This window comes from Roseateles sp. AC306 (assembly GCF_979253795.1).
In genome coordinates this window covers 16,407-36,251 of sequence record NZ_CEEDEB010000018.1, presented here as the reverse complement: position 1 = coordinate 36,251, position 19,845 = coordinate 16,407, and the positions used below count along the sequence as shown (strand labels likewise).

The 19,845-nt window shown below is 67.8% G+C and carries 16 protein-coding genes and 1 tRNA gene; 6 read left to right on the top strand and 11 right to left on the bottom strand.

The window, feature by feature from the left end; translation table 11 throughout:
• Nucleotides 1–10: 10 nt before the first annotated feature.
• From AC0IZJ_RS25035 to hemA, 7 genes are all read right to left on the bottom strand, one after another.
• Nucleotides 11–607, bottom strand: coding sequence for a hypothetical protein (locus AC0IZJ_RS25035; RefSeq protein WP_471854432.1), 597 nt, complete (start codon nucleotides 605–607; stop codon nucleotides 11–13).
• 100 nt (nucleotides 608–707) lie between these two features.
• The gene (locus AC0IZJ_RS25030) at nucleotides 708–1,271 is read right to left on the bottom strand and encodes a UbiX family flavin prenyltransferase (RefSeq protein WP_471854430.1); all 564 of its coding nucleotides are present in this window, start codon (nucleotides 1,269–1,271) and stop codon (nucleotides 708–710) included.
• Nucleotides 1,271–1,585 (bottom strand): Grx4 family monothiol glutaredoxin, encoded by a 315-nt coding sequence (grxD, locus tag AC0IZJ_RS25025; RefSeq protein ID WP_457420903.1) that lies wholly within the window; start codon nucleotides 1,583–1,585, stop codon nucleotides 1,271–1,273. The genes AC0IZJ_RS25030 and grxD overlap by 1 nt, the downstream gene beginning before the upstream one ends.
• Before the next feature lie 54 nt (nucleotides 1,586–1,639).
• Nucleotides 1,640–2,212, bottom strand: a complete 573-nt coding sequence (locus AC0IZJ_RS25020; protein WP_471854428.1) for a hypothetical protein — start codon at nucleotides 2,210–2,212, stop codon at nucleotides 1,640–1,642.
• 127 nt (nucleotides 2,213–2,339) lie between these two features.
• On the bottom strand, nucleotides 2,340–3,149 hold the full coding sequence (prmC, locus tag AC0IZJ_RS25015) for a peptide chain release factor N(5)-glutamine methyltransferase (RefSeq protein ID WP_471854426.1): 810 nt from the start codon (nucleotides 3,147–3,149) through the stop codon (nucleotides 2,340–2,342).
• On the bottom strand, nucleotides 3,146–4,231 hold the full coding sequence (gene prfA, locus AC0IZJ_RS25010) for a peptide chain release factor 1 (RefSeq protein ID WP_471854424.1): 1,086 nt from the start codon (nucleotides 4,229–4,231) through the stop codon (nucleotides 3,146–3,148). Before prfA ends, prmC begins: the two co-directional genes overlap by 4 nt.
• A 66-nt stretch (nucleotides 4,232–4,297) precedes the next feature.
• The gene (gene hemA / locus AC0IZJ_RS25005) at nucleotides 4,298–5,563 is read right to left on the bottom strand and encodes a glutamyl-tRNA reductase (RefSeq protein WP_471854422.1); all 1,266 of its coding nucleotides are present in this window, start codon (nucleotides 5,561–5,563) and stop codon (nucleotides 4,298–4,300) included.
• A 54-nt stretch (nucleotides 5,564–5,617) separates the two neighbouring features.
• Between hemA and AC0IZJ_RS25000 the strand changes: the two genes are divergently transcribed.
• Nucleotides 5,618–5,893, top strand: coding sequence for a hypothetical protein (locus AC0IZJ_RS25000; RefSeq protein WP_471854420.1), 276 nt, complete (start codon nucleotides 5,618–5,620; stop codon nucleotides 5,891–5,893).
• On the opposite strand, the gene miaB is transcribed toward AC0IZJ_RS25000, so the two are convergent.
• The 4 genes from miaB to AC0IZJ_RS24980 all read right to left on the bottom strand — a co-directional run bounded on the left by miaB (nucleotide 5,883) and on the right by AC0IZJ_RS24980 (nucleotide 9,519).
• Complete coding sequence (gene miaB / locus AC0IZJ_RS24995) at nucleotides 5,883–7,238, bottom strand: tRNA (N6-isopentenyl adenosine(37)-C2)-methylthiotransferase MiaB (RefSeq protein WP_471854418.1); 1,356 nt, start codon at nucleotides 7,236–7,238, stop codon at nucleotides 5,883–5,885. The two genes, AC0IZJ_RS25000 and miaB, sit on opposite strands and share 11 nt — an antisense overlap.
• Nucleotides 7,235–7,621: a hypothetical protein gene (locus tag AC0IZJ_RS24990; protein WP_471854417.1), complete on the bottom strand. Its 387-nt coding sequence runs from the start codon at nucleotides 7,619–7,621 to the stop codon at nucleotides 7,235–7,237. The genes miaB and AC0IZJ_RS24990 overlap by 4 nt, the downstream gene beginning before the upstream one ends.
• Nucleotides 7,622–7,720: 99 nt before the next feature.
• Nucleotides 7,721–7,797 (bottom strand) — tRNA-Met (locus AC0IZJ_RS24985).
• 54 nt (nucleotides 7,798–7,851) lie between these two features.
• Nucleotides 7,852–9,519, bottom strand: a complete 1,668-nt coding sequence (locus AC0IZJ_RS24980) for a rhamnogalacturonan acetylesterase (RefSeq protein WP_471854415.1) — start codon at nucleotides 9,517–9,519, stop codon at nucleotides 7,852–7,854.
• A 133-nt stretch (nucleotides 9,520–9,652) separates the two neighbouring features.
• On the opposite strand from AC0IZJ_RS24980, the gene AC0IZJ_RS24975 reads away from it, so the two are divergent.
• From AC0IZJ_RS24975 to AC0IZJ_RS24955, 5 genes are all read left to right on the top strand, one after another.
• On the top strand, nucleotides 9,653–11,014 hold the full coding sequence (locus AC0IZJ_RS24975) for a TolB family protein (protein ID WP_471854413.1): 1,362 nt from the start codon (nucleotides 9,653–9,655) through the stop codon (nucleotides 11,012–11,014).
• A 312-nt stretch (nucleotides 11,015–11,326) separates the two neighbouring features.
• A complete protein-coding gene (locus AC0IZJ_RS24970; RefSeq protein WP_471854411.1) occupies nucleotides 11,327–14,473 on the top strand; it encodes a TonB-dependent receptor in 3,147 nt (1,048 codons plus the stop codon).
• 90 nt (nucleotides 14,474–14,563) lie between these two features.
• Entirely contained in the window at nucleotides 14,564–16,426 is a 1,863-nt protein-coding gene (locus tag AC0IZJ_RS24965; RefSeq protein WP_471854409.1) for a rhamnogalacturonan lyase, read from the top strand.
• Nucleotides 16,423–17,415 (top strand): hypothetical protein, encoded by a 993-nt coding sequence (locus tag AC0IZJ_RS24960; RefSeq protein ID WP_471854407.1) that lies wholly within the window; start codon nucleotides 16,423–16,425, stop codon nucleotides 17,413–17,415. Before AC0IZJ_RS24965 ends, AC0IZJ_RS24960 begins: the two co-directional genes overlap by 4 nt.
• The gene (locus tag AC0IZJ_RS24955) at nucleotides 17,415–19,832 is read left to right on the top strand and encodes a glycosyl hydrolase 115 family protein (RefSeq protein WP_471854405.1); all 2,418 of its coding nucleotides are present in this window, start codon (nucleotides 17,415–17,417) and stop codon (nucleotides 19,830–19,832) included. The genes AC0IZJ_RS24960 and AC0IZJ_RS24955 overlap by 1 nt, the downstream gene beginning before the upstream one ends.
• Nucleotides 19,833–19,845 lie beyond the last annotated feature (13 nt).

Here is a 19,845-nt window from a genome sequence, read left to right as displayed (position 1 = left end):
GGGCCTGGCCTCAGGCGTTGGTCGCGAGCGAACCGGGATAGGTCAGGGCGCTCGACGCTGCCGAGACGGAGAACACGACGCTGGCTGTGCCCGCCTGCTGCATCAGCGAGCTGAAGAGCGACATGACGCCGCTGCTGCTCTTGGCGAGCTTGGCCGCCTGCGAGATGGCGGCGCTCTGCTGGATCGTCGCCGACAGCTTCAGCGCCTCGCGGGCCTGACCGGCGATGCGCGTGGCGAAGCTGGGCTGGCTGGAGTCGGTGCTCAGGAAGGCCTTGGCGGCGGCCTTGTCAGCGTCGCTTCCCTTGATGTCGACGCTGCCGTCGCTCTTGATCGTGAACTCGACCGTGCCTGTCAGCTTGACGCCGGCCTTGTCCATTGCCGCGCGCAGCCCGTTGGACAGGGCCTTCTGGCCGGTCTCCAGCGCATGGGCGGCGGTGGCGGCCTTGGTGGCGCCGGCCGCTCGTTGCAGCGCCGCCGGCGACAGGGTGGGCGTGCCCGCCTTGCTGCCTGAAGCCGTGGCCTGGGGAGTCGTGCCGGCCTTGGTGGACGTGCCCTGGCCCTGTGTGGACAGATAGCTGAGCAGAGAACCATTGAGACCGGAAAACATCGCACACCCGCAGAGTTGGTGGGTGCATCTTGCAGCGGCCGGTGCAGGCCCGAAGGCCGCAGCAGGGCGGGGTTCGCCGCCCTGATCGAGGCGACCGAGCCTAGAGGCCGGTCCAGACCTTGGGCTGAGCCTGGGCCACGCCGGCCAGCTCCAGCACGCGCTCCACCGTCTCGGCCACCATCTCGTCGATGGTCTTGGGGTGGTGATAGAAGGCCGGCAACGGCGGGAAGCAGATGCCGCCCATCTCGGTCACGGCCACCATGTTGCGCAGGTGGGCCAGGTTGAACGGCGTCTCGCGCACCATCAGGATGAGCCGGCGGCGCTCCTTGAGCGTCACGTCGGCGGCGCGCGTCAGCAGGTTGTCGCCCAGGCCGTGGGCAATCGCCGCGAGCGACTTCATCGAGCACGGTGCAACCACCATGGCGGCCGTCGCGAAGCTGCCGCTGGCGATGCAGGCGCCGATGTCGCCGGGCGAATAGGCAACGCTGGCTTCGGTCTCAAGCGCAGAGCGATCCAGGCCCAGCTCGTGATGGGCGTTGAGGATGCCGGCGGGCGTGGCGACCAGATGGGTTTCGACACCCAGCTCACGCGAGCGGCGCAGCAGGCGCAGCGCGTAGGTCGCACCGGTCGCGCCTGTCAGGCCGACAACCAGGCGTCGGGTCATCAGGCGGTGGCGAGCGCCTGTTGCAGCTCACCCGACTCGTACATCTCCATCATGATGTCCGAGCCGCCGAGGAACTCGCCGTTGATGTAGAGCTGGGGGATGGTGGGCCAGTTGGCGTAGTCCTTGATGCCCTGGCGCACTTCCTCGTCTTCGAGCACGTTGAAGGTCTTCAGGTCGGTGACGCCCGAGGCCTTCAGGATCTGGATAGCGCGGCCGGAGAAGCCGCACATGGGGAACTGCGCCGTGCCCTTCATGAAGAGCACGACACGGTTGGACTTGACCAGGTCGTCGATGCGTTGCTGAACGTCGCTCATTGCAGTTCTCGGTAAGGCAAAACCGCAATTATCCCGGACACCCCGGGCGTGGACTCAGTAGCTGTACGCCAGACCCAGTTGCAGCAAGGGCTTGAAGCGCAGATCTCGCATCGCGTCTTCAAAGCCCTGGGCGCTGCTGCGGCCCAGGCGCATGCTGCCGACGCTGCCGGACATCAGGCCCAGATCGGCGCTGAAGGCCAAGCCGCTGCTCTTCAGCCGGCCGGTGTAGCCGATGCCCACGTAGGAGAGGTTGGCGCTCGGCTCAAGCGAGTAGGCGTCCAGGCCGCTGACGACAAGGCTGCGGCGGCCGGCAGACAGCGGGCCGCTGCCGAGGGCAAGACCGCCGCTGCTCTGCGACATCGACAAGGGGCCCAGCAGCAGGCCGCCGGTAGCGCGCAGGCCGCCGCGCAGGCTGGAGAAGCCGGAGCTGGTGAGGTAGTAGTCGCCGAGCAGGTTGGCGCTGAGGATGCGGGAGCCGCCCAGATGAGGCAGGGTGTCGGAGCCGCCATCAGCGCTGCTCAGCTGCAATCGCGCCTGCCAACGAGGCTGCGTGTCGCCATCGGCCCAGGCCGGCAACGTGAAGAGGGCAGAGAGGCTCAGTACTGCAGCGCTTGCAAGGCGGGCCATGATCGACTCCTGCACGGTGCAGAGGGAGGCACCGGGATTTGATACTACGCCCGCTGTTACCGCTTGTGAGCGAAGAACTGCTGGCAAAAGATCACGTATTTGCGTGATGCGTTCGCCGAGCGGCAAGTCAGGCTTGGTCGCACCAGCGGCCGCCACTGATGCGGGCCCGGCCGCCGAGGTCGCGGCGAAGGCCGATGTCCCCGAAATGACTGACGGCCAGGTGTTGCGCCACCGCATCGGCCTGGTCCCAGCCGTGCTCCAGCAACAGCCAGCCGCTGGGGTTCAGATGCTGGGGCGCCGTGTCGATCAGAAGGCGCAGATCGGCCAGGCCGTCGCCGCCGGGTGTCAGCGCGGTCAGCGGCTCGTGGCGCAGCGCGGGCAGATGCGGGTCGTCGCCGGCGATGTAGGGCGGGTTGCTGACGACGAGGTCGAAGCGCTGGCGGGCCAGCGGCTCGAACCAGCTGCCGTGGCGCCAGTCCACCGCGAGGCCGAGGCGCTCGCCATTGGCGCGGGCAACGGCCAGGGCGTTCGCGCTGAAGTCCACGGCCGTGACCTGCGCGCGCGGGCAGGCGGCCTTGATGGCCAACGCAATGGCGCCGCTGCCGGTGCCGAGGTCGACGACGCTCGGTTGGCCAGTCAGGCCGGCGAGCAGTTCCAGCGCCCAATCGACCAGGGTTTCCGTGTCGGGGCGGGGGATCAGCGTAGCCGGCGTGACCTGCAGCATCAGGCCGTGGAAGGGCTGCCAGCCGGTCAGATGGGCCAGCGGCTCGCCAGCGGCCAGGCGGCGCAGGGCCTGATCGGCATTGGGAGCCGGTGCGTCGCCATGGGTGATCAGCCAGGCGCGGTCCCGGCCGGTCAGGTGGCTGATCAAAACCTGCGCGTCTCCGCGCTCGACGCCGAGCTGACGGGCCAGCGCCAGCGCCTCGTCGACCGTCATGTGCGACCTTCTTCCAACTGGGCCAGCTGTTCCGCCGCCTGCGCCGCCAGCAGGCCCTGGATCACATCGCTCAGGTCGCCGTCCATGATCTGGCCGAGCTTGTAGAGCGTCAGGTTGATGCGGTGGTCGGTCAGCCGCCCCTGGGGGAAGTTGTAGGTGCGGATGCGGTCGCTGCGGTCGCCGGTGCCGATCAGGCCCTTGCGGGTGGCGGCCTCCTTGGCAGCGCGCTCGCTGCGCTCCTTGTCCTGGATGCGTGCCTGCAGCACCTGCAGCGCCTTCGCCTTGTTGCTGTGCTGGCTGCGGCCGTCCTGGCATTCGGCCACGATGCCGGTCGGCAGGTGGACGACGCGCACTGCGGAGTCGGTCTTGTTGATGTGCTGGCCGCCGGCGCCACTGGCGCGGAAGGTGTCGATGCGCAGGTCGGCCGGGTTCAGCGTGATCGCCTCGGTCTCGTCAGGCTCTGGCATGACGGCGATCGTGCAGGCGCTGGTGTGGATGCGGCCCTGGGCCTCGGTCGCCGGCACGCGCTGCACGCGGTGGCCGCCGCTCTCGAACTTCAGGCGACCGTAGACGTTGTCGCCCTCGACGCGCACCACCAGCTCCTTGTAGCCGCCCAGGTCCGACACGTTCTCGGACAGGATCTCCGTGCGCCAGCCCTGGCCCTCCGCAAAGCGCAGATACATGCGCGCCAGGTCGCCGGCGAACAGCGCCGATTCGTCGCCGCCTGCGCCGGCGCGGATTTCGAGGAAGGCGTTGCGCTCGTCGTCGGGGTCCCTGGGGATGAGAGCGAGCTGCAACTCGGCGTCCAGCGCCATCAGCGCCGCTTCGTTGGACGCGATCTCCTCGCGGGCCATGTCGGCCATCTCCGGGTCGGCCAGCATGTCGCGCGCGGCGGCCAGGTCAGCCTCATGCGCTTGGTAGCGGCGGTAGCGCTCGACGAGGCCGGCCACCTCGGACTGCTCCCTCGTCAGCGCGCGGTAGCGCTTCATGTCCGCGGCGATGCTGCCGTCGGCAAGGATGGTGTCCAGCTCGGCGAGGCGAAAGCCGAGGCGGTCGAACTGCTGGCGCAGGGAGTCTTTCATTGGGCGGCAAACGGAGAGGCAGTCAGGGGCGGCGCAGGCTGCGCCGGGCGGCGGCGGTGAGCGCCGCTAAGACTGCTTGTTGCCGCGCAGGAAGAGGCGCGACACGGTCTGCGCCAGTTGCAGGCGCTGCTCGCCATCACTGCTGTTCAGCTCGGCCAGCGTGCCGTGCAGCAGCTTCTGCGTGATGCCCTTGGCCAGGGCATCCATCACTTCGTCGACGTCCGCGCCCTTGGCCAGCAGCTTGCGCGCCCTGGCGATCTCCAGCGCGCGCCAGTCATCGGCCTGGGCGTGCAGGGCCTGGATCAGCGGCACGGTGTGGCGCTGGTCCAGCCAGTGCATGAAGCTCTGCACGCCGGTCTCGACGATGGCCTCGGCCTGCTCGACGGCGGCCTGGCGCTTTTCGCCGGCGGTCTGCACCTGCTGGGCCAACTCGTCGACGGTGTAGAGATAGACGTCGTCCAACTGGCCGACCTCGGGTTCGATGTCGCGCGGCACGGCCAGGTCGACCATGAACATCGGCCGGTGCTTGCGCTTCTTCAGTGCGCGCTCGACGGCGCCCAGGCCGATGAGCGGCAGGCTGGAGGCCGTGCAGGAGACGACGATGTCGAACTCGTGCAGGCGGTCGGGCAGGTCGGAGAGGCGCACGGCTTCGGCGCCGAAGCGGATGGCCAACTTCTCGCCGCGCTCCAGCGTGCGGTTGGCCACGGCCATGTGGCGCGGCGTGCGGGCGGCGAAGTGGGTCGCGGTCAGCTCGATCATCTCGCCAGCACCGACGAACAGCACGCGCGTCTTGGCCAGGTCTTCGAAAAGCTGCCCGGCAAGGCGCACGGCGGCGGCGGCCATGCTGATGGAATGAGCACCGATCTCGGTGGAGCTGCGCACTTCCTTGGCGACCGAGAAACTGCGCTGGAAGAGTTGGTGCAGCGTCGTGCCCAGGGCGCCGGCGGCCTCGGCTTCCTTCACGGCCTGCTTCATCTGGCCGAGGATCTGCGGCTCGCCCAGCACCATGGAGTCCAGCCCGCTGGCGACGCGAAAGGCGTGGCGGGCGGCGGCACTGCCCTGCATCACATAGGCGTGCTCGCGCAGCGCGCCAGCTTCGACACCACCGGCTTGCGCCAGCCAGGCGATGGCCGGCTGAACCTGGGCCGACGGCGCTGCAACGTACACCTCGGTGCGGTTGCAGGTCGACAGGATGGCGGCCTCAGGCGCGCCGGGCAGCTTCTGGCGCAGGCCGGCCAGCGACGGCGCGAGTTGCTCGAGCGTGAACGCGAACCGCCCGCGCAAGTCGAGCGGGGCGGTGTTGTGGTTCAGGCCGAGAGCAAAGACCGACATGGGTTGAATTGTAGGATTCGCGGCTTTTTCACCGTCTGCCTAAGCTTCCTCGAAATGAGTGCACTCGACGCCTTCTGGCACATCGCCAACCTGTTTGCCCCGGCCTGGGGGCTGGCGGCATTGCTGGCGCTGTCGATCAAGGGGCTGTGGCGGAAGCAGGCGAAGTCTTTGAGCTGGCGGAAGTTGTGCGTTTGGGGTGCGGCGGGCGGCACGGCCGCGGTGATCGTGGCACTGGTGCTGCTGGGCCGTGACGGCCGCATGGCGGGCTATGCCTTGCTGGTGCTCGGAGTCGCCGTGCCGCAGTGGTGGTTGCTCAGCTTCAAGCGTTGAGCACGTCTTCGGTCGTCACGACTTCGGCGCGCAGCGAATGCGCGAAGGCGGTCGTGATCCGCACATCGACCAGCTGGTTCATCAGCCGCAGCGAGCCCGGGAAGTTGACGATGCGGTTGCACTCGGTGCGGCCCATCAGCTCGGTGGCGTCCTTGCGGGCAGTGCCGGTGACGAGGACCTTCTCGACCTTGCCGACCATGCCTTGCGAGATGGTCAGCGCGTGGGCTTCGATGGCGGCCTGCAGTTCCTGAAGCCGCCTGACCTTGACCTCGTAGGGCGTCGTGTCCTCCAGCGCTGCGGCCGGTGTGCCGGGGCGGGGGCTGAAGATGAAGCTGAACGACGCATCGAAGCCGACGTCGTGGACAAGCTTCATCAGTTTGGCATGGTCTTCGTCCGTCTCGCCGGGGAAGCCGACGATGAAGTCGCTGGCCAGGCGCAGATCCGGGCGGATGGCGCGCAGCTTGCGCACGGTGCTCTTGAACTCCAGCGCCGTGTAACCGCGCTTCATGGCCATCAGGATGCGGTCGCTGCCGTGCTGCACGGGCAGGTGCAGGTGGTTCACCAACTGCGGGATCTTGCCGTAGGCCTCGATCAGGCGCGGGCTGAACTCGTTGGGATGGCTGGTCGTGAAGCGCAGCCGCTTGATGCCGGGAATCTCGGCCGCGTATTCCAGCAGCAGGGCGAGGTCGGCGAATTCAGACGTGTCGCCCATCTTGCCGCGATAGGCGTTCACGTTCTGGCCCAGCAGATTGATCTCCATCACGCCCTGGTCGGCCAGGCCGGCGATCTCGGTCAGCACGTCGTCGAAGGGGCGCGAGACCTCCTCGCCGCGGGTGTAGGGCACCACGCAGTAGGAGCAGTACTTGGAGCAGCCTTCCATGATGGACACGAAGGCCGAGGCGCCTTCGACCTTGGCCGGCGGCAGGTGGTCGAACTTCTCGATCTCGGGGAAGGAGATGTCCACCTGCGGGCGGCGCTGTTCGCGGCGGGCGTCCAGCATGGCGGGCAGGCGGTGCAGCGTCTGCGGGCCGAAGACGACGTCCACATAGGGCGCGCGCTCGATGATGGCCGCACCTTCCTGAGAGGCCACGCAGCCGCCGACGCCGATCATGACGCCCTTGGCCTTCAGGTGCTTCACGCGGCCGAGGTCGCTGAAGACCTTCTCCTGCGCCTTCTCCCGCACCGAGCAGGTGTTGAAGAGGATGAGGTCGGCCTTCTCGGGGTCGTTGGTGGGCTCATAGCCTTGCGCTGCGCCCAGCACGTCGGCCATCTTGTCCGAGTCGTACTCGTTCATCTGGCAGCCGAAGGTCTTGATGTAGACCTTTTTGGAGATCACATCAGTCATTGCTTGATCCACGTCTGGTTGCCGCCGTTGAATTGCCAGGTGCCCGCTTCGGCGCGCGTCGTCGGCCAGGGCTTGTTGGCCAGCTCAACGGGGTTGAGGATCCAGACGTCCATGATCAGCCCGCTGTTCTCCACCGTGTAGTGCACGATCAGCTTCTGGCCCGTGATGGCGCCCGGCTGCACGAGCAGGTTGGTGTCGCCCTTGATGCGGCTGCCGGGCGCGAGGCGCGCGGAGCGGCCGTTCAGCAGAACGTCGGGGTGCTGGGTGACGACGAGTTCGCCACGCAGCGTATGTGGCGTGAAGAAGCGATGCTCCTGGGCCTGAGCGGCCAGGCTGCTGATGGCGAGCACGGCACCCGCGAGAGGGAGAACACAGCGGTACATGGCATGTCCAGTGGCTGCGAGGCAGGCATCTTCGGTGAGAAGAAGGCGCTGCGGAATTGAAAACGGCCCGAGGGTTGCTCGGGCCGTTCTCGACTTGTCTGGTGGCGCTTCAGGGACTCGAACCCCGGACCTGTGGATTATGATTCCATCGCTCTAACCAACTGAGCTAAAGCGCCTGAGCCCGCCATTCTAAGCGAAGTTTTTCGGGGCTGGCAAGTAGGCGGCTCAGATCAAGGTGCAGCGGGGCGCAGGTAGCCTTGCAGCGGCTTGCCCGGCAGGCGCTTCAGGCCCTCGACGAGCTGGGTGGCGTTGAACACCGCGCCGGCGTCATTCGTGTGGGTGCGGGCATCGGCAAAGAAGGTGTCGACCTTCTCGGGGCCGGCCGTTCGATAGGCCTCGGCCACGAGCATCGTCAGGTCGATGAACTGGGCGCCGTTGGCGCGGGCGACCTGCTCACCCCAGGCGGCGTAGTTCTCGAAGTCGCGCGGCTGCTCGGGCTTCCAGCGGTCCTTGTGCGGGATGGGCGACAGCACGACGACGTTCACGCCCTTGGCCTTGGCATCGTTGATGTAGCGGGCGAGGTACCAGCCGAAGCTCTGCACCATCTCCTTCGTGCCGTCGGGCTTGGTGTCCTCGACGGCCTCCGGGCCGATGCCGGGCACCGAGCCGCGATTCTTGCCGGCCGGGTCGCCGATGCGGGCACCGTCGTTGTGGCCGAACTGGATCAGCAGCGTGTCACCGGCTTTCAACTGGTCGAGCACGGAGGCCCAGCGGCCTTCGGTGAAGAAGGTGCGGCTGCTGCGCCCGCCGATGGCGTTGTTGACGACGTTGATGCGCTGCGTGTCAAAGAAGGGCGCCAGGCGCTCGCCCCATCCGTAGGCGCCGTTCTGGCCGCCGCTGCGCACGGTGGAGTCGCCGATCAGCACGAGGCTGGGAAGCTTGGGGTCGCGTGGGGCTTCGACCTTGACCTTGCGAGCGTCGACCACCGGCCGGTCATCACTGCCATCGGGCGCGAAGCGTTGCGTGTAGACCGCGTCCGGCAGCACCTTGTTCTGGATCAGGCCGGCGATGACGAGCTGGGCGTTGACCGCAGCACCGAGCCAGTTGGTGTGCACGGTCTCCTGCGGCATGTCGGCCGGGAAAAACTTCTCGACGTTCGCCTTGCCCTGCGCCTCGTAGCGCAGCGCGCCCCATTCGTTGAGGTCGATGAAGGCCACGTTCTCCTGCTTCGCCACCTCGGCGGCCCAGCCGGCGAAGTTGCCACCGGCGCGCGTCACCTTCACGCCATCGGCCTCCCAGCGTTTGCGGATCACCGGCGAAGCGACCACCGGCGTGGCGCCCGCCGCGCGGATCTCGGCGATGTAGCCGCGCAGATAGGCGCCATAGGTGTAGACCGTCTCCGGCTTGCCGGTCAGCAGGTTGTTGATGTCTTCCTTCTCGGGCCCAGTGCCGCGCAGCACGCCGCGGGCGCGGCTGTTGTCGTTGACGGGGCTGGCGTCGTTGTGGCCGAACTGCATGACCACCCAGTCGCCTCGTCTGATGAAGGGCTTGGTGCGCTCCCAGTGGCCGCTCGTGCGGTAGGTGCGGCTGGAGAGTCCGCCCACGGCGCGGTTGACGACATTGATCTTGCTCTGATCGAGGTAGGCGGCGATGGGCGTGCCCCAGCCCCATTGCCCCTCGGCGCCCTTGCCCTGGCCGTCGTCGCGGCCGTTGCGCACGGTGGAGTCGCCGATGAGGATCAGCGACGGCAGCTCAGGTCTGGCCGGCTCGGGCAGCTGGATCTGCGCGCGGGCGGGGTCGGTGGTGGCGGAGAACTCCTGCGCATGGGCTTGCGCCAGGGGCAGCGCAAGCAGCAGGGCCGCGGCTAGGCGGCGGGTGAGGGCAGGCATGAGCGTCATGGCGCGCATGCTAGGAGCGATGTGCGCCGCCCGTCGTGTGCGACGGCGCAAGTTCTTGAGCGATTCGCGGCCAGCAACAGTCCTTGACAGAGCCGGGCCTAGAGTCGCCGCACTTTGAACTGACGGCCCTGCCATGCGCTCCAACAAATCCCTGTTCATCGGTGCCCTGCTCAGCCTGGCGCTCGGCTCCGCCTGGGCCCAGATCGGCCAGCGCTTCCCGTCCGAGAAGCGTGTCGTGCCCGACCCGGTGACCGGCACGCCGCTGACCTTTTTGACGACGCAGCCGCGCGGTGACTCCAAGATCTACCCCAGCCATCCGCAGTGGACGGCCGACGGCCAATGGCTGGTGTTTCGCTCCAACCGCGTGAAGGGCGAGGCCATCGCCGTCAACGAGGCGACGGGCGACCTGGTGCAGGTCACCGAGGGCGGTTACGAGGGCATGCTCAACCTCGCGCAGTCGGGCGCCAACAAGCTCTACTTCCTGCGCAAGGAACCGGGCGGCGCGGACAAGGACAAGGTCAGGCAGGCTGTCGAGGTGGACCTGGATCGCGTGTTCGCCGACAGCGCGGCCGGCGCCATGAAGCCGGCCAGCGCCTACCAGCGCATCTTCGCCACGCTGCCGGCGGAGCTGGAGGCCTATGGCGACAACGCGCTGGACGCCGATGGCCAGTGGTTCTACTTCCGCATCCAGGGCAAGGCCTACGCCGGCGCCAAGCTGCCGGCCGGCACCAAGGTCGAGCCGCCCTTCGGCCCGCGTGGCATGGGCGCCGGCCCGCATGCTATCGGCAAGATCAACGTGAAGACGGGCGAGGTCCAGCACGTCGTCTCGGTGCCCTTCCAGATCGGTCACATCCAATCGAACTCGTGGAACCCGGGCGAACTGGTGTTCAGCTGGGAGACGGGCGGCAAGTCGCCGCAGCGCACCTGGACGGTCAAGGGCGACGGCACCGACCTGCGCCCGCTGTACCCGGAGGCGCCTTATGAGTGGGTCACGCATGAGGCCTTCATCGGCAAGGACGAAGTGGCGCTGGCCATCATGGGCCACCGCCCCGTTCCAGGCGTGGTCGACCCAAAGCGCCCGGCGGGCACCGAGGTGGGCGGCGCCAACCCGGGCCAGGAGGACGGCTGGGGCAACACCGGCACGCGCGAGAAGCCGACCGGCCTGGCCATCATCAATCTGCGCACGCGCGAGATGACGATTGCCGGCCAAACGCCCAAGGGCAGCGGCCTGTGGCATGTGCATGGTTCCTACGACGGCCGCTTCGCGGTCGGCGACGACTTTGAGCGCGGCCTGTACCTGATCGACCGCCGCACGCGCGAAATGATCCTGCTCAGCGCTGGCCACAAGACGACGGCGCGCGACCACCCGCACCCGACCTTCAGCCCCGATGGCAAGAAGATCCAGATCCAGTCCGCGCTCCTGGCCGCGGATGGGCGCGAGATGAGTATCTGCATCGTGCCGGTGCCGCAGGCCTGGCTGGAGCGCAGGCCCTGACTTGTTTGAATATGTTTCTCGTTTGATGGCGAGATTCGATATTCAAACATTTTGATGTTGGAAATGGTTTGCGTGCACGGCGCTCCTGAATATGTCGAATATTCAATGAGTGGCCGTGCCGCAACGGGAACGCTTGTGAAAGCAAGCCCAGGCTGCGTTTTGCAGGGTTAACGCGCGCCTAAGCAATCACGCCCCTGATTCTTTCTTGATCGCTTGGCACGGCCAGAAACCACGCGCCTAGACTGGTCACGGGGCAATAAGAGAAGGCGCCTTTGCCGCGCCGGTTGGGTTGATATCTTGGAGACAGACAAAATGCTGAAGCAGATTCACGGCCGCGCGCCGGTTTCCCGTTGGACTCCTCTTGCGCTGGCCGTTACCGCCGCGTTCACCAGCCAGGCACAGGCACAGGCTCAGCAGCCAGCCGCGCCGGCGTCCGCCGCATCCGCGCCCGCTGCTGCGGACACCAACCAGCTGGAGACCGTCGTCGTCACGGGCATTCGCCGCTCCATCCAGAGCGCGATCGACCGCAAGAAGAATGCGTCCACCGTCTCTGACAGCATCGTTGCGGAAGACATCGACCAGTTCCCGGACAAGAACGTCGGCGAGGCGCTGTCGCGCATCACCGGCGTGCAGCTCTCGCGCCAGTTCGGCGAAGGCTCGCAGGTGTCCATCCGCGGTGTCGAGCCCGACCTGAACCGGGTCCAGATCAACGGCATGTCGGTGCTGGGCACCAATGGCGGTGCCGGGCGCGGCGCCGAGCTGCGCGAGCTGGCCTCGGAGCTGATCGCCTCCATCGACGTCGTCAAGGGCTCCACGGCCGACATGACCGAAGGCGGCATCGGCGGCACCGTGGACGTCAAGACGCGCAAGCCGCTGGACTTCACCAAGCGCACCATCGCCGGCACGCTGTCGGCCGAGCAGGGCAGCCTGCGCGGCGGTGTGCAGCCCCGCGGCACGCTGCTGCTGGCCGACAAGTTCCTGGACGGCAAGCTCGGCCTGATGGCCAACCTCGTCTACGACAAGATCTACACGCGCGGCGACTTCTCGCGCAACACGTCATGGGCCTTCCTGCGCGACTGGGACTTCTCGGCCGAAAAGACCCTCACCAGCCTGAACGCGAACGCGGCCGCCGTGACCACTCCTGGCGGTTGCGGCAGCCTGGCCAGCGCTGACCAGGCGCCCTGCCGCAGCCAGTGGTTCGACTACTCACCGCGCATCTCGCGCTACGGCATCTGGACCCGCGACCACGAGCGCAGCTCCGCCGAATTGACGGCGCAGTACCAGTTCTCCAAGGAGCTGGACGCCTACGTGAGCTACCAGGCCAATACGCAGGCCCAGAAGCTCAACGACATGAACTACGGCACCGACTTCTCGGCGGTGACGCGGTTGGCCTCGGCGGGCAATGCGCCCGTCTACCGGGCCGACGGCACGGTGCAGACGGCCGGCACCTGCGTCGCCGCGCCGGCCGCCGCCACGCCGGCCGGCATGGTGGTCGAGAACCACCACGTCACGCAGTTCACCGCGGGCAACTGCCTGAACGTGGCCGGCCAGGGCGGCCAGGGCGCTTTCAGCACGTCGGCGCGCGATTTCGCGCTGGACATCAAGTCCAAGTACACGACGGCCGGCTTCAGGTTCAAGAACGACAAGTGGCGCGTCGAAGGTCTGCTGGGTGATTCCAAGTCGGACTACAAGAGCGAGAGCAACAACATCGTGCTGACGCAGAACGCGCCCGGCCTGATCGTCAAGCTCGACGACAACCGCCTGCCGCAGTTCACCTTCCCTGGCGCCTACAGCCCCGACAACGCGGCGTCCTATGTGCAGGCGCAACTGCAGTACCGCCCCTCGGCCACGAAGAACACCGAGCGCCAGGGCAAGCTGGACTTCCAGTACTACCTCGATCACAGCTTCTTCCAGAGCCTGTGGTTCGGGGGCCAGCTCCGCGAGTCCACCGCGCGCCAGTTCAACGGCGGCGGCTACCTCGTGCAGAACAACGGCCTGCCGAATCTCACCGACGAGGCGGTGGACATCAATGTCCGCACCGCCAACATCAACCAGACCCTCATCTTCGACCCGCTCTACACCGGCACGGCGCAGCGCCCCAACGATGCGCAGACCTACATCAACAGCGGCTACAAGACGTCGTATGTGACCGGCACCCGCATGCAGGAGATCGTCAACACGATCCGCACGAAGTCGCCCGGCACGTTCATGGGCGGCTATGGCGACGTCAGCGGAGTGCCGACGAATTGGACGTCCCCCAATTACGCGGCGACGGTGGCGTCGGGCATCTTCGATACCAGCGATTTCTCCCACAAGTACCTCTATTCGTCGCCCGGCAACGACGGCAAGACCTATCCGCAGATCCCGGCGTTCGACGTCACCGAGAAGGTCAAGGCGGGCTACGTCCGGCTGGACTGGGGTACCGAGATTTTCGGCCTGCCTCTGGACGGTAACGTCGGCGTGCGCTACGCCCGCACCGACCTGACCACGACCGGCCTGCAGGCCGACCGCGAGTGCGACCCGAGCGCCGTGTCGACCTGCACGGTCCTCGTGAGAAGCAACAAGGTGGTGACGCTCACCAACAGCTACAACGACGTGCTGCCGAGTCTCAACGGCACGCTGCAGTTGCTCAACGGGCAGCTGCTGGTGCGCGGTGGTTGGTCCAAGGTGATGTCCCGCCCGGCGATCGACCTGCTGGCGCCCAACATCACCTGCACAACCGGCAGCGGCAGCCCCGCGCGCCCCGGCGGTGACGGCACCGACGACTGCACGGCCGGCAACCCGAGCCTGAAGCCCTACCGCGCCACCAAGTACGACCTGAGCCTGGAGTACTACCCCGGCCGCGACACGCAGGTCAGCCTGGCCACCTTCCGCACCGACATCAACACCTATGTCCGCAAGGGCATCGTGAATCGCGGGGTCAACTTCTACGGCGACGGTCGCATCTTCGATGTGACCCAGGCCATCAACGGCGAGGGTGCCCGCACGCAGGGGCTGGAACTGGCGGGCCGCACGGCGCTGTCCTTCTTGCCGGGCTGGCTGAGCAATTTCGGCGTGGATGCCAACTACACGCGCATGACGTTCAGCTACGCCAAGGGCAACGAGCTCATCAGCCCGCTGGACAACTCGGTGCTGCCGTATCCGGGCCTGTCGAAGAATTCCTACAACCTCGGGCTCTGGTACGACAACGAGCTGTTCAACGCCCGCCTGGCCTACGCCTACCGCGACAAGTACTACACGGGTGGCAACGACGTGTCCGGCAACCCCAACTTTGCTGACAAGACGGGCTATCTGGATGCCAAGTTCCAGTGGAAAGCGACCAAGAACTTGACGCTGTCCATCGAGGCCAAGAACCTGACCGATCAGGCCGAACTGACTTATGCAGGCGACCTGTCGCGCCCCAACGAACTGGCCTGGTCCGGCCGCCGCTACTACGTGACGCTGGGCTTCAAGCTCTGATCTCCGGGCGTTGGCCGGCATGGCCAATCCTGTTGCACCTGAATGTCAGGTGCGGGCCCCGCGAGGGGCCTCTTTTTTGGGTGCTCGCACATGACTTCTCTGTTCCGTCTTTCCCGCCGAGCGCGTGGCGTCGCCTTTGGCTTGCTATTGGCCGGCACGCTGGCGGCTCAGGCCGACACACGCCAGGTCGAGAAGCTGGACCGTGGCGTGGTCGCGCTGGCGACGGCCAAGGGCGTCTTCGTGAGCTGGCGGCTGCTCGGCACCGAGCCGGCCGGCGTGCGCTTCAATGTCTACCGCGACGGCAAGCGCATCAACCGCGAGCCGCAGGCGTTGACCAACCTGCTGGACGCGCAAGGCAAGCCCGACAGCCTCTACAGCGTGCGCGCCGTCGTCAACGGCCATGAGCAGGCGATGCAGGCCGCGGTCTCGCCGTGGAGCCAGCCCTATCTGCGCGTGCCGCTGCACAAGCCCGAGGGCGGCACCACGCCCGACGGCGTTGCCTACACCTACCAGATGAACGACGGCGCGCCGGCCGACCTGGACGGCGACGGCCAGTACGAACTGGTCGTGAAGTGGCAGCCCACCAACGCCAAGGACAACTCGCAGCGCGGCTACACCGGCCACACCTTCGTCGACGCCTACAAGCTCGATGGCACGCGGCTGTGGCGCATCGACCTCGGCGCCAACATCCGCGCCGGTGCCCACTACACGCACATGGTGGCCTACGACCTCGACGGCGACGGTAAGGCCGAGGTGATGATGAAGACGGCCGACGGCACGGTGGACGGCCAAGGCAAGGTGATCGGCGATGCCAAGGCCGACCACCGCAACGCCACCGGCTATGTGCTGGGGGGGCCGGAGTGGATCACCGTGTTCAACGGCCAGACCGGCGCGGCCATGGCGACGGCCGACTACGACCCGCCGCGCGGCGGTCAGGGCGAGAGCTGGGGCGATGCCTACGGCAACCGCGTCGACCGCTTCCTGGCCGGCGTGGCCTACCTGGACGGCAAGCGGCCCAGCGCTGTGTTCTCCCGTGGCTACTACACCCGCGCCGTCATTGCCGCCTGGGACTGGCGCGATGGCAAGCTGACCCAGCGCTGGGTGTTCGACAGCGCCGCAGACGAAGCCAGCAAACCCGCAGCGGGGCAGGGCGCCCACTGGTTCTCCGTTGCCGACGTGGACCGCGACGGCCGCGACGACATCATCTACGGCGCGGCCACCATCGCCAGCAGCGGCAAGCTGCTCTACAGCACCGGCCTGTGCCACGGCGACGCGTTGCATGTCAGCGCCTTCGACCCGGCGCGCGAGGGTGAGCAGCAGATCTTCATGGTTCACGAAAGCCCGCGCTGCTACGGCGAGCATGGCCTGGAGATGCACGACGCTGCCACCGGCAAGCTGCTGTGGAGCATGTCCGGCAAGAACACCGACGTGGGCCGCGGCGTCTGCTTCGACATCGACCCTGCCCACCCCGGCGCCGAATGCTGGGGCAATGTCGGCGGCCTGATGAGCGCGGGCGGCAAGCTCATCAGCGAGAACCACCCCAACCGCTACAACTTCGCGGTCTGGTGGGACGGCGACCTGCTGCGCGAGTCGCTCGACCACGTCGCCATCGACAAGTGGAACCCCGCCGCGTTCAAGTTCGAGAACGTGCTGAACGGCAAGCCCTTCGGCGCCGCCTCCAACAACGGCACCAAGGGCACGCCGGTGCTGTCGGCCGACCTGCTCGGCGACTGGCGCGAGGAGGTCGTCTGGCGCAACGAGGAGAGCACCGCTCTGCTCGTCTTCTCCACGCCGCTGCCCACCGAGCACCGCCTCGTCACGCTGATGCACGACCCGCAGTACCGTGTGCAGGTAGCCGCGCAGAACACCGGCTACAACCAGCCGCCGCACACCTCTTACCACTTGGGCCACGGCATGAAGGCGCCCAAGCCCGCTGCGATCAAGACGCCATGAGACTCGTCGCCGCCCTGCTGCTGTTTGCCGCGCTCGCGGGCTGCGCCACGCCCGAACCCGCGCCGCGCCCGCTCTACCGCGACCCGGTGCTGGACGGCGCGGCCGACGTGTCCCTCGTCTTCAACCGTGGCCTGAAGCGCTGGGAGATGTTCTACACCAACCGCCGCGCGACGCTGCGGCTGGACGATCCCAAGGATGTGAGCTGGGTGCACGCCACGCCCATCGGCATTGCGACGACGGACGACGGCAACCACTGGCGCGCGTCGGGCGAGGCGAAGTTCCCCGCCGAGTGCACCGGCGTCACGCTGTGGGCGCCCGAGATCCAGGACTTCGATGGGGTCTACCACCTGTGGTTGACCATCGTGCCCGGCGTGCACAAGAGCTGGACCGGCGAGCGGCGCATCGAGCACCTCACCAGCACCGACCTGCGCAACTGGCAGTGCGCCGGTCGTGTTGACCTCGGGTCGCCCAAGGTCATCGACGCATCCGTCATCCGTGCGCCGCAGGGCGGCTGGCGCATGTGGTTCAAGGACGAGCAGGCCGGCAGCAAGCTCAAGGTGGCCGACAGCCCGGACTTGAAGGCCTGGACCGTGCGCGGGCCGGTCAGCCAGCTGCCTGGCGAAGGCCCCACGGTGTTCCAGTTCGCTGGCAAATGGTGGCTGGTGGCCGACCTGTGGAAGGGCTTGCTCGTCATGCGCTCCGACGATGCCAACAACTGGGAAGAACAGCCTGGCCGCCTGCTGGCCGGCATTGGCCAGCATCCCACCGACCGCGCCAAGGGCCAGCACCCCGGCGTCACGGTTGTCGACGGCCGCGCCTACCTCTTCTACTTCACGCACCAGAGCGGCGAGCCCGAGGCCACGACCGACGACCGCTGGCACCAGCGCACCGTCATCCAGGTGGCCGAGCTGAAGCTGGAAGGTGGCTGGCTCACCGTCGACCGCAACGCGCCGCCACCGGACCTGCGCGCGGCTTTCGGAGCCCGTTGATGCGCGCGCTGCTGCTGGCCTTGTTGTTGAGCGTGACTGGGGCGGCTCAAGCAGGCTTGAGCGTGGCGACATCGGCTTCGCCCGGCAGCATGCCGCTCGACGGCGCCGTCATCGTCACGGCGGCCGACGCTGATCCGCTCGAGGCCTTTGTCGCGCAAGACCTGGCCGATGACTTCAAGCGCCTGGGCTTGAGGGCTGCGACCAAAGGCCCGGTGCAGATCTGGGTCGGCACCGCCGGCCGACATGCGCAGATCGACGGCGCCGGCCTGGACCTGAGCAAGCTCAAGGGCTGCTGGGAGTGCTTCCAGATCACGCTGCTGCGCAACCCCGCGCCCGGCGTGAAGCAGGCGCTGGTCATCGTCGGCGCCGACCGCCGCGGCACGGCCTACGGCGTCTACACATTGAGCCAGGCGCTGGGCGTGTCGCCCTGGCACTGGTGGGCCGATGTGGCGCCGCTCAAGCGCGGGCCGCTGCACGTCTCGGTGAACGAGCCGCTGCACGACGGCCCCGCCGTGAAATACCGCGGTCTCTTCATCAACGACGAGGACTGGGGCCTCTTTCCCTGGGCCGCGAACACCTTCGAGCCCGAGGCCCGGAACATCGGCCCGCGCACCTACGAGCAGGTCTTCCGCCTGCTGCTGCGTCTGAAGGCCAACACGCTGTGGCCGGCCATGCACCAGGTGTCGGGCGCCTTCAACGCCAACCCGCGTAACGCCGAGCTCGCGCGGCGCTACGGCATCGTCATGGGCTCGTCCCACGCGGAGCCCATGCTGCGCAACAACGTCGCCGAATGGGAGGCGCCGGCCGACCAGTACAACTACGCGGCGCATGCCGAACAGGTGCGCGACTACTGGGCCGAGCGGCTGAAGACCAATGGCCGCTACGAGAACCTCTACACGCTGGGCATGCGCGGCATCCACGACTCAGGCATGCAGGGCGGCGGCACGGTGGCCGAGAAGCAGGCGCTGCTGAACCGCCTCATCGCCGACCAGCGCGAGCTGCTCGCCAAGCATGTGGGCGACCCGGCGACGCTGCCCCAGGTCTTCGTGCCCTACAAGGAAGTGCTGCCGCTGATGGCCACGCCACCGGGCCTGGCCGTGCCCGACGACGTGACGCTGGTCTGGCCCGACGACAACTTCGGCTACATCCGCCAGTTCCCGGATGCCGCTCAGGCGAAGCGTTCGGGCGGCTCGGGCGTGTACTACCACCTGAGCTATCTCGGCGCGCCGCTGTCCTACCTGTGGCTGAGCACGACGCCGCCCGCGCTTGTCGCCGAAGAGATGCGCCGCGCCTTCGATGCCGGCGTGCAGCGCCTGTGGGTCGCCAACGCGGGCGACATCAAGCCGCACGAGGTCAACCTCAGCCACTGGTTCGACCTGGCCTGGAACCCGGCGGCCGTGCGCGCGCAAGGCCAGCGCGGCTACCTGCACGAGCTGGCGCAGCGGCTGTTCGGCATCGCCGACATCGCCCAAATCTGGGACGGCTACTACCGCGTCAACTTCGAGCGGCGGCCGGAGCATCTGCAGTTCCACCTGCCCGGCGAACGCGTGAAGCGGAGCGGCCTGCCGGCGGGTGCCGTCGACGAGCGGCTGAGCCGCTTCGCGCAGTTGCTGGTTGCGCTCGATGCCGTACGGCCGCGTGTGGCCGCGGCCCAGCGCGACGGTTTTTTTCAACTGGTCGAATACCCGCTGCGCGCTTCGGCTCTGGCCAACGAGCGCTTCTTCGCACTGGAGCGCTACGCCGCGACGATGGAGCGCGACCCGGCCGGCGCTCGCCGTTTCGCAGCCCAGGCCGTGCGCGCCGACCAGCGCCTCAAGGCCCTGACGGCGCGCTACAACGGCGGCCGCTGGGCGGGAATCCTGGCCGAGGAGCCGGCCGACGGCCTGTGGACCAGCTACCGCCAGCAGGCGCCGCTGCTGCCCGCTGCGGGCCTGGGTGGGAGCGCGCCCGATGCGCTGCACGACATCACCAGGGCGGCGGCCGACCTGGCGCCGTTGCCGCTCATCGAGACGATCGCACCGCTGCTGCGCGTCACCGCCGTCGACGGCTGGCGTCGCGTGCCCGGCCTGGGCCGTGGCGACGGTGTGCTCGCGGCGCAGCGGGCCGGCGCGATGCTGACACTCGAATCGCCCGCGACCGACACCGCCTGCCTGCGCGTCCATGTGCTGCCCACGTACACGCTGACGGCCGGCGAGGCCTGGCAGGCCGATGTGCTCGTCGACGGACGCGCCCACCCGCTGCGCTGGCCCCGTGGCACGCAGGACGCCGCCTGGGCCCAGGGCGTGCTGGCCAACCGCCTCACCACTTCGCTGACGTTGCCGGGCAGCGCCAGCCCGTTGCGCTTGCATCTGAAGGCGGGCCAAGAAGACCTGATGTTCGACGGCGCCGAACTGCTGCCCGGCGCCTGCCGCCCATGAAAAGGAAGGTGCG